12 protein-coding genes are annotated in these 14820 nt (G+C 48.5%); 4 read left to right on the forward strand and 8 right to left on the reverse strand.

Annotated elements, in window-relative coordinates; translation table 11 throughout:
* The first annotated feature begins 125 nt into the window (after positions 1–125).
* The gene (locus tag ACHZBS_RS04955; protein ID WP_319405416.1) at positions 126–1559 is read left to right on the forward strand and encodes a hypothetical protein; all 1434 of its coding nucleotides are present in this window, start codon (positions 126–128) and stop codon (positions 1557–1559) included.
* Positions 1560–1565: 6 nt separating this feature from the next.
* On the opposite strand, the gene ACHZBS_RS04960 is transcribed toward ACHZBS_RS04955, so the two are convergent.
* The 3 genes from ACHZBS_RS04960 to tnpC are packed head-to-tail and all read right to left on the reverse strand — an operon-like array spanning position 1566 to position 5008.
* Positions 1566–2738 carry an enolase C-terminal domain-like protein gene (locus ACHZBS_RS04960; protein ID WP_319405417.1) on the reverse strand — a complete coding sequence of 391 codons (1173 nt, stop codon included), beginning with the start codon at positions 2736–2738 and terminating at the stop codon, positions 1566–1568.
* Positions 2728–3579, reverse strand: a complete 852-nt coding sequence (locus ACHZBS_RS04965) for a hypothetical protein (RefSeq protein WP_319405418.1) — start codon at positions 3577–3579, stop codon at positions 2728–2730. The genes ACHZBS_RS04960 and ACHZBS_RS04965 overlap by 11 nt, the downstream gene beginning before the upstream one ends.
* 37 nt (positions 3580–3616) lie before the next feature.
* Positions 3617–5008, reverse strand: coding sequence for an IS66 family transposase (gene tnpC, locus ACHZBS_RS04970; RefSeq protein ID WP_319404498.1), 1392 nt, complete (start codon positions 5006–5008; stop codon positions 3617–3619).
* 765 nt (positions 5009–5773) lie between these two features.
* On the opposite strand from tnpC, the gene ACHZBS_RS04975 reads away from it, so the two are divergent.
* The 3 genes from ACHZBS_RS04975 to ACHZBS_RS04985 all read left to right on the forward strand — a co-directional run bounded on the left by ACHZBS_RS04975 (position 5774) and on the right by ACHZBS_RS04985 (position 9697).
* Positions 5774–6079: a hypothetical protein gene (locus tag ACHZBS_RS04975; RefSeq protein WP_319405419.1), complete on the forward strand. Its 306-nt coding sequence runs from the start codon at positions 5774–5776 to the stop codon at positions 6077–6079.
* 60 nt (positions 6080–6139) lie between these two features.
* Positions 6140–8407, forward strand: coding sequence for a response regulator (locus ACHZBS_RS04980; RefSeq protein WP_319405420.1), 2268 nt, complete (start codon positions 6140–6142; stop codon positions 8405–8407).
* A gap of 396 nt (positions 8408–8803) precedes the next feature.
* Positions 8804–9697, forward strand: coding sequence for an MBL fold metallo-hydrolase (locus tag ACHZBS_RS04985; protein WP_319405421.1), 894 nt, complete (start codon positions 8804–8806; stop codon positions 9695–9697).
* A 92-nt stretch (positions 9698–9789) separates the two neighbouring features.
* On the opposite strand, the gene ACHZBS_RS04990 is transcribed toward ACHZBS_RS04985, so the two are convergent.
* The 5 genes from ACHZBS_RS04990 to ACHZBS_RS05010 form a co-directional block, all read right to left on the reverse strand.
* Positions 9790–10464 carry an LON peptidase substrate-binding domain-containing protein gene (locus ACHZBS_RS04990; RefSeq protein WP_319405422.1) on the reverse strand — a complete coding sequence of 225 codons (675 nt, stop codon included), beginning with the start codon at positions 10462–10464 and terminating at the stop codon, positions 9790–9792.
* Between the two features lie 192 nt (positions 10465–10656).
* Entirely contained in the window at positions 10657–11418 is a 762-nt protein-coding gene (locus tag ACHZBS_RS04995) for a metallophosphoesterase family protein (protein ID WP_319405423.1), read from the reverse strand.
* A 41-nt stretch (positions 11419–11459) separates the two neighbouring features.
* On the reverse strand, positions 11460–11999 hold the full coding sequence (locus ACHZBS_RS05000) for a hydrolase (RefSeq protein ID WP_319405424.1): 540 nt from the start codon (positions 11997–11999) through the stop codon (positions 11460–11462).
* A gap of 75 nt (positions 12000–12074) precedes the next feature.
* Positions 12075–12854, reverse strand: a complete 780-nt coding sequence (locus ACHZBS_RS05005) for an EcsC family protein (RefSeq protein WP_319405425.1) — start codon at positions 12852–12854, stop codon at positions 12075–12077.
* A gap of 221 nt (positions 12855–13075) precedes the next feature.
* Positions 13076–14815: an adenine deaminase C-terminal domain-containing protein gene (locus ACHZBS_RS05010; protein WP_319405426.1), complete on the reverse strand. Its 1740-nt coding sequence runs from the start codon at positions 14813–14815 to the stop codon at positions 13076–13078.
* Between the last annotated feature and the right edge of the window lie 5 nt (positions 14816–14820).

Below are 14820 nucleotides of genomic sequence, written 5' to 3' on the forward strand. Positions count from 1 at the left end.
AACCATGTGAACGCGGCAAAAACATCGATATCGACACCCAAGCACACCCTTGGCATACTTGCTTACGCAGGAAGAAAGTTCCTATCTGTTTTTTCAGAACAGGGACGGTGTCGGGGGAATAAAGCGTGAAAGACTTCACCGGCCTAACATTGCGTGGCGTCGGTGGCGGTCCTTACTGCTGTTTAATGTTTTTCTTTGCCCTCTTTTTCATCTTCCCAATACTCGGTCACGCCGATCAGCTCGTTGGTGACATGACGGTTCGCGTCCAAGGTCAAGGCCGCACCGATTCACCGAAAGAAAAAAGCCCCCCCGACGAAAGGCTGCTTGCGGATGATAATTTTCGCCGTCTGACCGATACCCTTTACAATGAAGCCTGCATTACCGACGGCGTGATGGCGATCGGCACCGTCAAGCGGGACATCAATGACGTTACCGATAAAAAACTGGACCGTGAAATCAACTACACCTGGTGTAAAAAAGGCAAACAATCCATTAAAAAATCGCCAGGTCCGCGTTTCACCCACTTGGAGAGCATCCGCATAAAAACCTATACAGGTTCAGGAGCACCCAATCATCGGAAAAGCACCCAGGCTTTCTTAGCGCCCACCAGCCAACCCAATACGTCGCAGCTGGAACGCCTTCAAGACGACCCTCAGGCGCTGATGCGCCAATTGGAAGCGCTTTCCCAAGAACTATCGGCTGGGACGTATCAAATGTCCATCAACAGTTGGGTGCTGATTGACCAGCAGGTGGATCAAAGCGATTGGAGCACCGATGTCTGTGAAAACAAGACGACGTCGGAGAGCTTCTACTGGCGCACGACCGTACCAGGGCAGCCGGAAAAAACCGCTCAAGGAAGCAGCCAAAATGGACCCGAAACCACCTTAAGTGCACCCCCCGGCGGTCGCGGCTTGGTTGCCTCCTGGGAGTTGACGCTCGATCCCAAAGAATTTGCCGGCTCCACCTTGGTGGATGAGAGTAGGCCCGCGTTCAAAGGCGGGTACAAGGAAAAAATTTCCGCTGGGTGGTCTTTTCGACCAGCCGCTCCTTGCGACCGCGTAAAAAATGCCATTCATCATGGCCTGGCTTATGCTGAAGCCTATACCGATCCCGGGCCGCGCCGTCAATCCAACGACAGCTATCTTTGCTATGTAGATCGTGCGGCCTATGTCATTTTGCACCATGGGCAACCCGCACCTTATTCCTGTGATAAGCCCCGAAAGCCAGATGAGGGCGCCGAAATCGAGATCGGCGTCGACGGTAACTGCGAACTGCAGCACGAGCAAGAATATTTGGACAAAATGGCCGGACAATGCGCACCGGAGGGCGAAACCACCGGCATTCTGGCCCATGAAGCGGTCCACGTTGAACAATGCAGGCATGACCAGCAACGCTACAACTCCCCGGACAATGATTATTGGGGCGATACCGAAGTTCGCGCCCATCTGGCCGGGGTGCGCGTCATGCACGATTGGATGCGGGAAAATTGCCCGGATGACATCCTGCCACTGGAACAGCGCATGCAGCGCATCGAAAACACCTGGCGGAACAGCCGGTGACGATTATTATACCATTCGTCCACCCAAAGGGGATAGAAACGGTGCAAATAGTGTTGCGTATAAATTAGACCATTTTTCGATGGCAGAATTTTTGATCTCAATCCCCAGTCCAGAATTTTTTGGTATAGGAACCATCCCTCCTGAACCAAAGGATATATCGGTATCGACAAGATCTTCCTTAAGTACATATTTGGAGAACGACCCTTCCAAATATTGGGCATCATCGCAAATCATCGCAAAATTCCTACCGGCAAAGGACAGGATTGCTGTTTCACCCACATGGGCGCCTAATACAATTGTCATATTCTTTAATTTAGCCTGTTGATAAATATGGTGAGCCTTGTGAAAACCACCACAGCTGGATAATCGAATGTTGAGGCCATGACAAATATCATTGTCGATCAAATAAAACGGCCCTTTTGACGTATACATGGATTCATCGGCAATAATTGGGATCTCGCTATTTTCTGACACTTTCTTTAATCCAGAAAGATCATTTTTAGATACTGGTTGTTCGATAAGGGAGAGATGAATGGGCCTTGCTCTATTAATAAAATCCATTGCCGTCGCGGCAGTAAACGCAGCGTTGGCATCAACTCGGATATCAATTTCATTTCCAAGTTTTTCCCGAATTATTTTTAACTGAGATATGCCACTTTCAATATTGACCACTTTTATTTTTAAAGATGTTAATTTCAACTTTCGAACCAGCTCAATATATTTTAGAAATTCCTGTTTTCTATTTATTGAGGGGATAACTCCAGAATATGATAAAACCCTTTTACTGGAACAATCACCAAATAGATGATATATGGGTTTCTTTTCAACTTTTGCACAGAGGTCCAGTAGTGCCGTTTCGACCGCGCAATATGCGGCTGGATTATTATCTATAATTTCAGAATAGCCACCGTCTTTTAGCAATGCGGTCAGATCGTTGATGGTTTCGAATGGGTTTTTGAGAATCGCTTTGGAAATTAACTCGGAAGCCATCAAGCTTTTATCCAAGGACTCCCCGGTGACATATTCTCTGGGCGTCCCCTCACCCATACCTTGATTGCCATTATTGTCTTGAATGACGACAATGATGCTCTCCGTCACGTTTCTGGTATATAAACTATGCTTGATAGTTCTCGAAAAAGGGATTCTAAGATTGTAGATTTTGATATTTTCAATAATCATAACATTCCATATTCGAGATATACTTGGTAAATTCCGGGTAAAAACTTGGCCATTGGTACCATTGTTCGGGGTTCCGGTATATGTATTTCTCAAGCAGTTTCCATGAAGCCTCGCACGCCGAACAATCTTCCTGTCCATCTGCAATAGGATGAATGGCTAAATTAAATCCTATCTGCTCTCGTTGAAGGACACCAAAACACATCGGTCCTTTAGACCGCTTATAAAGGATATCCAAAGTCCGGTCTTTAGGAACACAATACCCGAATAGCTTTGTATTTCCGATGCTGCTGGGACGCCAACTATGGATCTCATCGCACAATGTAATTAATACCCTGCCTTCTTTAACGGCATTCAATGCTTTAAAAATAACATTTGGGCTATCGGCATCAATCAATTCAAGATCAACTGCATTTGACCGACAAACAAGAACTTTTCTAAGTTCTTTCGTTTTAAATCGCAATATCATAGAAGGCCGGTAACCATTCGAAGCAAGATAAAGTGGAATATATTCAACAGCCCCAAAATGTCCCGTTACTAAAATGCAACCCTTGTTTAATGATGTGATCTGATCCATAAGATCTCTTCCAGGAAATGAGATGCGATTGTTTAAATAATTCATCATTTCTGGAAGAGATTTGTGCGCGTTTATCATTTTTTCGAAATAGTGCTCGAAAATTCCAAAATAAGTGTTAACTAATATGGATTGAAATGAAATTTTGCCGATATTCTTGCCTAATACATACTTCAATGACTTTGATATATTTCTTCTTTCTTCATTGTTTATGACATAGTAATAAAATCCAATAATCGATAAATATCGCCGATAAATTGAAAAGGGCAATATTTTTGTACGCGTTCACGGGATATTCCAGTTTGAATTAAATCCAGGAGAGATTGGGCGTCGACCTTCGAAAATAGGAAGTAATACATTCCACGAGGAACGGGAACGTCGGTTTTGCATTTAGACGGCAGGTTTCTTTCAGGGATAATATCCTTTCGACCCACCGGTTTCCCTTTTCGCTTTGGGTGCCCAGGCTGCGCTTTCGCCATAGCACCCCAAAGCGCAGTGCCCGTTCGGCACGGTTGTTGGTCGGTTCAATGCCATGGTGATCGAGAAAGGTCCACAGACTGTCCATTTCGCGAACAATCTGCCGGGCGAGTTTTCCGGCGTCGGTCTTGTCCTTCTCCCAAACGGAGACGGTAAACAAAAAGAACGTATAAAAATCCGACCACATTTCCGGGTCGGGAGGTTCTTTGGCAAACGATACCAGTTGCCTCAGCCAGGCGGCGACGATTTCTCCGAAGCGGCAAAGATCGGTTTTCTTTCGTTCCGCCAGGGCATCGGCTTTGCGGATCAGATGGGCCAGGCAGGTTTGGCGGTTAACCCATTTTCGATATAGGCCGTAACCATCGCTGACCAGAATCCCGTCCCAATCCCGGACCAGTTTTTCGAAAGCTTCCTTGGAGCGATGCGGGTCGATGCGATAAAACGCCACCCGTTCGTTGGCCATGGCCCACAACCAGTGCAGGTCGTTTTCCTTAAACCAGGAAGTTTCGTCGATGTAGTTGCACCAAAAGCGTCGGGCGACCCGGCCGATGCGTTCGTAGGCCGGCAATAGCGCATTTGACGTGCGGTCGACAAGCTTCTGGATGGTTCCGGTGGCAATCCCGATGCCCAGAACCGACTCACACAACTGCTTGACGTCGTTGCGGCTCATGGCCTTGATCCCACTCAATTCTCCGATAAGCGCGGTAAAGCGCGGCCCATAACCGGTGGATACGTCAGAAGGTAGCGCGGCCTTGACCGTCCTGCCGCAGTTGGGACAGTCACATTGCTGGAGAATATAGTGGCTGATTTGCATTTCGATTTCGGGTAGCTCGATATGCTGATGCGCATAAAACGGCTGCATCTTTTGCGGATCGAACTGCGCATGCCCGCATGCGCAGCGCGTCGGCATCAACCAATGGCTCTCGGTCGGATCCAGCATCTGCCGCTGATGCGGCTTGTGGCCTTTCTGACCGCCTTTTGCACGTGTACTCTTTTTCTGTTTTCTCTTTTGCCTGCTAAAGGGCGGATCGGATGACGGCGGCTTACTGGAGTTATGAGAATTTTTGCTGGACCGAACCTCAAGCTTCTCCAGCCGCTTTTCGTGGGCTACAATCCGCTGTTCCATATCGAAAAGCATCCGTTCCAGAGCCATGATATACTGTCGCACCGGCTCTGGTGTCAGTTGCCAATCGAGTTCCGAAAAGGGTCTTTTGAGTGCCATGAAAAGCACTCTACCATAGTCAAAAAGAAAAATCTAGATTTATTTTGTATTATTTCGGTTAGTTATGATCTATTTTTTGTGCTTTGATTTCGGGGGGTTGCGAGACCAGTTGGATCCTCAAAGTACCCCGTGAATGCTTACATATTTTTGCTAAAAAGATATTCGGTTGTTTCTGAAGAAATCGACTTAAATCTTTTGTTGCTGAAAAAGGATTGGATTGCATAGTATTATCTCAAATCCCAGTCAAAATGACTTCCAATTCAATTACCACCCACACAAGCGGTTGTCGAGCTTGCCGCAAAACCCAGGAAGTCGGCATTGCGCTGCAAGTCGCCGATGCAGGATGCCGACTGACACCAGTGATGCGCTCAGATCGGCAATCCCAACGGGTTTTGCATTTCAAGTGCAGTAAACCATAAGGGCAAACCAAAAAAAACCGGGTATTCTATCTGGAAAAATATGCAACGCTCAGTTTGGGAAGCACTATTCTCTTGGGCACAACCCTAGCCTTATCACAATCAAAACTGACACGGAGGTTATATCTAACTATTTGTAATTTTTTATTAATTTAGCTTTCGTGCCCTGATAAATCAATCTTTGTTATCAAGGCATCCATTTTCTTACTCAAAACAATCCTATTTTCAATCAAGTTTTTTAAATACCGGCCGACAATTCTTTCGTGGGGACTTCTTTTCATTTCGGGTTTGAAATTTCCATCACCAATAGAACCCTGCGAAAAATAAATTAAAATTTTTAGTGGTTATAATGGAATTCGCAATAATTGCCCTATTCGTATTGGCACTTTTTTTGTTTGTAGTATATGAATATTTTGAAATCAGTGCCTTGAAGTATGGCGTTTTGAAAGGAATGGCAACCCAGTCAAAGAAGGTAGACAGGGCACTGCAAGAACTGCTGACGACTAAAGCCGATAATAAGATTCTAAATAAAGAGTTCAAAAAATTAGAGAAGATCTATCTAACCAGTTTGAATTTATATCTTATCAGGCACATGGATGCTGATCATTTGATACTAAGAAGAGAAATTTTGAAAAAAGAAAATTTTGAACTGTAGAAATAACAAAATTAATGTATCGCAACTGACGGCTTGGGGGCATAGATAATGAGCCTGCCAATGTCGAAAGATATCAATTGTTTAAATTTCAAGGGATTGTTTACATTTCTTGAAAAACGATACGGCAGCGGGGGTGTTAGCACGGTTGTAAATGGACTTGTAGATAATCCCAGTTATCTCATCCATGACCTGACAGACCCTTCCAAGATTACACCGATCAGAAAGGACCAGATTGTTGACATAGACTACTGGGTGTCCAATGAATTCTCTTTAAAACTGTTACACAATGTCAACAAGGTTGTTAAAGCCGACAATCCGTTATTTGACGCAGGAAGAGGTGCTGTAAGGGAAAGTTTGTCAAAACATGCGCTTTTTATAGGAAAGCTGTTCGGACCGGTTTTTCTGGCTAAACAGGCGACTAAAATAAATTCTCGATTCAATCGCACAAAACAGGTTTTCTACAAGAAACTTAATGGAAAAGAACTTGCTTTCGAACTCCGCTACTATCCGCAATTTGAAGTGACCAAGGATATTTGCAATTGGAACCTTGGAATCTACACTGAGCTGTTGCACTCCTCTGGTGTCAAGGACATCCATGCTGAAGAGGTTAAATGTCTTTTAAACGGTGATGAATACTGTGAATTCCACCTTGCCTGGAAAAAGTCCGGAATCGTCAGCCGGTTGGTCAAAAGCATCGGTATCTGGCAGGTTAAAAAAGAGGTACGAGATGTCATTGAAGAGTATGAAGGATCTCTAAGAGAAAGAGATCGCTTAATCAACGAGCTTACCGGTTCTGAGGATAAATATCGGTCATTGTTCGAAAACACAGCTACCGCCAATGCCATGATAGAATCAGATCTTACCATTACCCTGGTTAACAGCGAATTCGAAAAACTTGTGGGGCATGAAAAGGCAGAAATTGAAAATAAATGGAATTTTAAGACGATAATCAGACCTTCAGACTTTATGAAGGTAAATACACATTTATCAGAGGAGAAAACAAACAACCCTCACTTTTCACAAAACCTTGAATTCCATTTGATTGCTAAGAATGGTTCTGAAAAAGACGTTATATGTAAAGTTGGCCGCATACCCAAATCATCGAAAATCATTGCATCAATGATTGATGTAACGGAAATGAAACGTACGGAAAGGGAAAAGATAGAATTAAAATCAAAGTTGGTTCGTTCAGAAAAAATGGAGGCCCTGGGGCTTTTAGCGGGTGGAGTGGCTCATGATCTTAACAATGTATTATCGGGCATAGTAAGCTACCCGGAATTGCTTTTGCTTGACCTGCCGGAGGATAGTCATTTAAGAAAACCAATTCAAACCATAAAAGATTCCGGCATCAAGGCGTCTGCGATAGTGCAAGATCTGCTGACGCTTGCCAGAAGAGATGTAGCCGTTAAAGAAATCACAAATTTCAATGATGTTATAAGTGACTATTTGAATTCACCGGAGTATGACAAGATGATTTCTTTTCATCCCGGGGTTGTCCTGGAGTTCGAATGCGAAAAAGATCTCTTTAATATTTTAGGTATCCCCTTCAATCTGAACAAAGCCATCATGAACCTGGTGACCAATGCTGCAGAAGCGATAAAGGGTGAAGGAATAATTCACATTATCACAAAAAATGGCTACCTTGAAAATCCTATATCAGGTTACGATAAATTTCGTGAAGGCGAATATATCTCGGTTCAGGTATCCGATTCCGGTGTCGGTATTCCCAAAAAAGACATTGAACGGATATTTGAGCCATTTTACTCAAAAAAGATAATGGGCAGAAGTGGCACCGGTTTGGGCATGACCGTCGTGTGGGGTACGGTAAATGATCATGATGGCCATATTGATGTGGTCAGTGAAGAGGGTAAAGGGACAACATTCAACCTATTATTCCCTGCTACAAGAAAGGGGCTTAAAAAGAAGAAACCCTCCGCATCACTTATGGACATTATGGGAAACGGAGAATCCGTGTTGGTTGTTGATGATGTCCATGAACAAAGAGACTTGGCGAGTAGCATATTGAAAAGATTGGGGTATAATGTCTGTGTTGCATCAACCGGTGAGGAGGCTGTAGAGTTGGTAAAGTCTGGGAGAAAGATCGATTTAATTATTTTAGATATGATTATGCTTCCTGGCATGGATGGCCTTGAAACATATAAACAAATACGCGAATTTAGACCAACACAAAAAGCAATTATTGTTAGCGGGTTTTCTGAAACAGGTCGGGTAAAAAATGCTCAAGAATTGGGTGCCGGAGCGTATGTCAAAAAGCCATATTTATTGGATAGGATTGGATCGGCTGTTAAAGAAGAACTGAGGAAATAAATCAGATCGAAAGCAGTTGGATAAATTTCGTTTCAATTATCGATACCACTCTAAAGTTTAATCTGCCTTGCTAAATTAATTTTCTGGGCTCGCCACCTGATGAGTTTCAATTCATTTAATAGATTTGTTTATAAACAATACCTTTTATCTCCTGAATGGAAAAAACTTCAATTGCAAGCCTTTCAAAAGGCAAATTATAAATGTGAAAAGTGTGGTTCGGATACTAATATAGGCTGCCACCACAAAAATTTTTATAATCTTTATAGAGAATCCTTGGAGGATCTCATAATATTGTGTGAAAAGTGCAAATATAAAGGAAAATGAAAAAGAATGTGAGGGATATCTATGGCATTGTAGTCTCTACAGGCAGCGGACAGGTGCGAAAGGAGAACAACCATGAGCAGGTCTTGGCCTGAGCAACTGACCGACCATGTGACCGTCTTCGGAAACGGTCATTTCCGACATTATCTGGTCGGTGAATATCAGGAGGTGCTGATCGAGTGCGGCGTTACGGCCAGTGCCCGCCATTTTGTAAAACAGTTATCGGACTCCGGCCGGCCTGCGCCTGACAACCTGCTGGTCATGCACGCCCACTTCGATCACGTTTGCGGCATTCCCGAATTGAAGCGCCATTTCCCCGGTGCCGAAGTCCTCGCTTCGCCTGCGGCTGCCGGGGTTATGGACAATCCGAAGGTGGTCGCCGGCTTTTTCGATCAGGACCGGCAGATCGCCGGGGATCTCGAAACCGAAGCACCCGGCGCAGATGCGGAACAACCGCCCCGCCAGAATCGGATTGCGGTGGATCGAACCGTCAGCGGAGGTGATCGAATTGCGCTGAAAGGCGGTGGGAATCTGGAACTGATCGCTGCACCGGGCCACAGCCCTTGCGGTCTGGCCGCCTGGTTCGAAAAGGACCGGGTGCTGTTCGTTTCCGATGCACTCGGGTTTCAAATTTCAGACGAAATGATCTTTCCTGTTTTTTTTCACGCTTACCGGCCGTATATCGAAACTATCGAACAGCTGGCGAAATATCCGGCCGATGTCCTGGCCTTTCCGCACGAGCGCATCTGGCAGGGAAAAGACGTGAAGGCAGTTTTTTTACGGGCGTTATCTGCGGCCCGGGATGTCCGGGAAGAGGTCGTGTCGGAAGTGGGAAAAGGACAGGACCTCTCCGATCTGAAGCAGATCCTGTTCAACAGATTCTACCGCGGAAACCTGCGGATCTATACCCCTGAGAACATTCGGCTCTGCGTGGACCTGCTGGTCCGCAGAAGTATCGAAGACCGTTGAGGTTCCAATCACTGAACGCCTTTGATCCGGTGCGGGTGCGATGTGCGGCAATTCCGCCGCCGCAGCAGCGCCGGCAAGTGCCTTGCTCCCATTTATTTTTTCTCCAGGCCTTGGAGTTCTCTGAGGATGCTCTTCGGCGGGTGGCCGTTTCCACCGATCATCTTCCGAATCTCCCGGGTCAAACGGTTGCGCGCCACAATTCTTGAGAGCGCCTGAACGCACTTTTTAAGCCTCTCGGTCGAAGAAGTCATCTCCAGAAAATCCTGGCGTTCGGCGGGCGCAAATCCTTCCAGGGCCGCGATGACATAGGAAAGCGTCTTCGGATGGATGCGGTCACCAGGGTTGGGCGGGTCGACTCCGAGGTGGATGTCGGGATCCTCTTTGAGCAGATTCAGAGCGCTTTCAACAACCTCCTTCGACTGGTCGTCGGATGCCTCCTCCTGCTCATCGTCAAAAAAGAAAACACGTGCCTCCATGTATGCCCGGTCCTGGATCAATCCCCGAATGACAAACCTCTCCCCGCCCCGGGTCAGGATATCCATCCGGCCGTCATCGTAGCGTTTGACAATCTCAATGATCCGGGCCATGCAGCCGACCGAGCGGATGGACTGGCCGTCGAACAGCACGATCCCAAACGGCCTTTGTTCCGTCAGGCATTCGAAAATCATCTGTTTGTATCGTTCCTCGAAAATATGAAGCGGCAAGAGCATGTCCGGCAGCAAAACCACACCAAGTGGAAAAATGGGAATTTTGACGGTTTCTGTCATGAGCACCTCCAACGCTTAAAGAACAGACCTGTCAGGGTGTTGAAAAACTACTACCCTATTACCCTCGGCAATTCGGACACGGATTCCATCACCCCGGAAACCGGGGAACCCCAGTCCAGTTGCCGGTCTTTATCCAGACGGGTACGAATTGCGGCGGTAATTCCAGAAGGCGGGGGGCGGCTTTGCCCACCTTCAGGTTGGCGTGTCGCGATTCGAGGCCCTCTTTTTAGGAAAGAGCCGCTGCGCATTGATTGTCGGAAAACCCAGGGCAATGATCCGATCCACCGTCTTCTGGATATCATAAGCGACAAACCGCAAATCGATTTCATCTGTTTCGGTATCGTAAATCACATACCTGGCCCGGGCATCGTCGTCTCGCGGTTGGCCCACGCTGCCCACATTGACGAGGTGCTGGAGATCCCAACGCAACCGGGTTTTACCTGCTTGCAGAATAATGACATCCAGATTGATCGCATCCAACGAATAACTGATCGGACGATGCGTGTGGCCCACGAAAATCATTCGCTGGGGTACCGCCCTCATACGCCCGGCAATTTCTCCATCGCCCAGCCAGTTCAAATAGGTGGTTGCGGAATCCGGGGGCATCCCGTGAACGAAGCGCATGTCACCCATGATGCGATATCGGGGCAGCTGCTCGATGAGAGCCAGCGTGTTGTCTGAAACCAGGTTCCGGGTGATCAGGATCGACGCCCGGGCATCGCCGGACATCTCTTCCAGCCGCGCATCTTCAAGGGTAGCCAGTTCGTGGTTTCCCATGACACCGACAATGCCTTTCTCAACCATAAAATTGACTACTTCTTCCGGCTCGGGGCCGTAGCCGACCATGTCCCCCAGACACAGCAGATTGTCGACATCGTTTTGCTGAATGTCCGCATAAACGCTTTTCAGCGCTTCAAAATTTCCGTGAATATCCGAAAGAATGGCAACTTTCAAAAGATTATCCCGATTCGACAATTAAAAAGCGTGGTTACCAATTACTTCACAATCCTGAGAATTTCCTTGAACGGTTCTCCACCTGCCACCTTAAGCAGTTCAAACAGAGCGGTTTCGACGCTCGTCCACCTCGCACCCACATCTCTCATTTTCTGCAGACCGATTGCCTTGTTCTCCGCGCTTCTGGAAGACACCGCGTCCGTCACCACATGAACCTCAACTCCCAAATCCACTAAATCGGCCGTTGTCTGATAGACGCAAATATGGGTTTCAATGCCGGCGATCAGGACCTGCCGGCGATTGAGATTTCTCAGCGCCTGCAGAAAGCGATCATTGCGACAACTGCTGAAGCTCATTTTGCCGATCGGCTTAACAGTGGGCAAAAGATCGGCGACCTCAGGTATGGTCGGACCCAGGCCGATAGGATTCTGCTCCACCCAGAGAATGGGAACGCCCAGGACCTGAATTCCTTTGACAAGCTTTTGCAGGTTCTCGAACAACCGTTGTTTGTCGTGCATCAAGTGGGCTAATTTACCCTGAATATCGACAAGCAATAAGATTGTGTCTTCCGTTTTCAACATAAATGATTCCCCTCTTTGATGGAATCGTAGAAAGTCATTTGCGGCAGGATAGAAAAATACTCAGTCTATCGATGCTCAAACGGACTGGTAAGTTTCCTTGACGATTTTTTTACCGTACTTTCTTTCAAGACGTCGGACGATAAAATGACCACGCGCCATATCCTGGAAATGATCAATGAACAAGGTATTGACAATCGCCCCTCCCGCTGCCCCGATTGCCGGGACGGCTTGGGCGGCGGCTTTCTCCGATACCTGGATACTGAATCGCTCGGCAATTTGAACGATCAATCGAACCAGGGCGGGGGCGCCCTCTTCAGCCAGACCTTTTTCGGCTATGTATTCCGCAGCTCTGGTAACCGATTGCGCCAAGGCGGCACGCACGGCAAAATATCCCGATTCAGAAGCGTCATCAGTGATGGTCGGCCCACCTAGGGCAAATACTTCAATGCACGCAATTTTGGACTCAATGCTATTGATCGGTTCATCTTCGCTTCTGGCGATATCGGCTATCGAACGCAGCATAATGGTTGTTGAAACCGGCAGCTCGATGGCCAGGGCGGGCAATCCGAAGAAGCCGCCTATGCCGCCGGTTGTTGCCACTGCCAGTTTATGCCAGATCGTTGATGCTCTCTCACCCGGCGAATCTTTCATCGTGAGAACGGCGGCGTGGATAGCCCTGGATAAGGCCGTTCGGGTCAGTTCACCGATTTTCCCACGCCAGTTGTCGGGCAATAACGCAAATCCTTTTTCAATCGGTGTACCCAGGAAATGGGTGATCTTTGCCGCAAGACCCGGATTCTCCAGCAGCGCCTTCGCTTTTTTTAAATCATCCAACTCGTTGGGTTGAAATGGCATGGCTCTTCTCAAAAAAGCGCCTGACCGGAGAGGGAACGGTTTATGGCTCCATCAATCTACAATGTCCATCCAGAAACGAGCATTTTGGGTCGAGATCAAGGCATGCGATAAATTTTACCGCAGGCATATAGCTGATATTCCGAAGATAAAATTTTGAGCATAACGCAGATATCGGGCAAAAAGACCGTTTCTGGATAGACACTATCTATGGTGGATGATTTCTATCCAACCCACAGACCGACCGTTCGGCCGTCCTTAAAGTTCACCAGCCCTTCCTCGCAGATTCGAAGAAACGGAATGGCCGCTCCCGTCAGGGTGACCAGCGTCAGCAGCGGATCAGGAAAGGAGACCCCGAGGTCCGCAACCGCCTGCTGGATTGTTCTCAGCCGTGCAGCGAGGGCTTCCAGCGGCAGCTCTGAGATCAGTCCGAAAACAGGCAGGGGAAGCTCCGCGGCAACCTGTCCACCCGCGCAGACGACGGCTCCTCCCTGCATCTCCCGAATACGGTTGACGCAAAAGGCCATGTCCGCCTCGTCGGCCCCCACGACGATGACACAGGAGGTGTCCCATGCCGCACTGCATGCCATGGCGCCGGACTGCATGCCGAACCCCTTGATCAGGCCGGTAAAACATTTTCCCGGAACGTTCGTCCGGTCAATGGCGGCGATTTTCAGCAGGTCATGGGCACGATCCGTTTGGATCTCGCCGCCGGCAACCGAAAGATCCAGCCGCACCTCCCGGGTGACCAGATCCGTCACCATCTCGATCACCCGAACCGTGGCCGTGTCCCCGTTCCCATGGAAAGGCAGGCAAAAGTCGGACGGCTCGAATGCTTTGGGAATTCGAATGCTGTTCAGGCTTTCAGCGGCAAAGGTGTGTTTCCGGGGCACAACGTCGAGATTTCCATCCCGTGCGATGATGCGGCCGTTGCTGACCACACACATCGCCTGGATGGTTTTCGGGTCGGGAATCAGAACCAGGTCGGCGATTTTTCCGGGGGCGATGCCGCCGATACGGTCGTCCAGGCCAAAATGCTCCGCCACGTTCAGGGTCGCCATCTGCACGGCGGTAACCGGATCGAACCCGCAGTCGATGGCTTTCTGAACGAGATATTCCATGTATCCCATCTCCATCAGATCCGCGGGGGACAGGCCGTCGGTCGTTAGAATCAGCCGCCGGGTGTCGACGATATGATCCTTGATCGAGGCAATCCCGGCCAGATCCCGCCGGATGCTTCCCTCCCGGATCATTACATAGATGCCCAGCCGGAGGCGCTCCAGCACCTCGTCGGCCTGAATGGGCTCATGGCAGGAAGAAACCCCGCAGGCCGCATAGGCCTGAAGCTTGTTTCCTCTGGCACCGGCGGAATGCCCCTCCAGCGATTTCCGATGGACCAGGGTCTTGGCGTAAATCGGAAGAAACCCATCCAGGTTCTGCAGCACCGCCTGCCAGTAGGATTCACCCAGTCCGATGATGTCATCCCGCGCCAACAGGGTTTCCAGATCCGCAGGATCGATTCCCGTGGCGGCCCGGCTGGTGGACACCATGGCCGGCGCCGTTGCAAAGAACTTGATGGGCTGATCTTTTAATGATGCAAGAAAATCCAGGACGCCGGTGATGCCGGCAACCGGATATACTTCCAGGGTCTCGGTGACAATGGTGGTCGTGCCGCCTCTGGCCGCATATTTCAGAAACTCGCCGGCGGTGAACAATGAGGCTGCATGAGCATGGCCGTCGATCAATCCCGGAATGAGGGTGGCGCCGTCGGCGTCGATAACCGTGGTGCCGTCGCCGATGGCATGCCCGATATCCGCCCCCACGCAGGCGATCCGCTCCCCGCAGGTGCATACCGATTGATCGTCCAGAATTTCGCCGGTGTAGACGTTCAACAGCCTGGCATTGACAATGGCAAGATCACCGGGCCTGCGCCCCAGGGCCACATCGATCAGATTTTCGTTCATGATGG

Origin of the sequence: uncultured Desulfosarcina sp. (genome assembly GCF_963664155.2) — a bacterium.
Lineage (GTDB): Bacteria > Desulfobacterota > Desulfobacteria > Desulfobacterales > Desulfosarcinaceae > Desulfosarcina.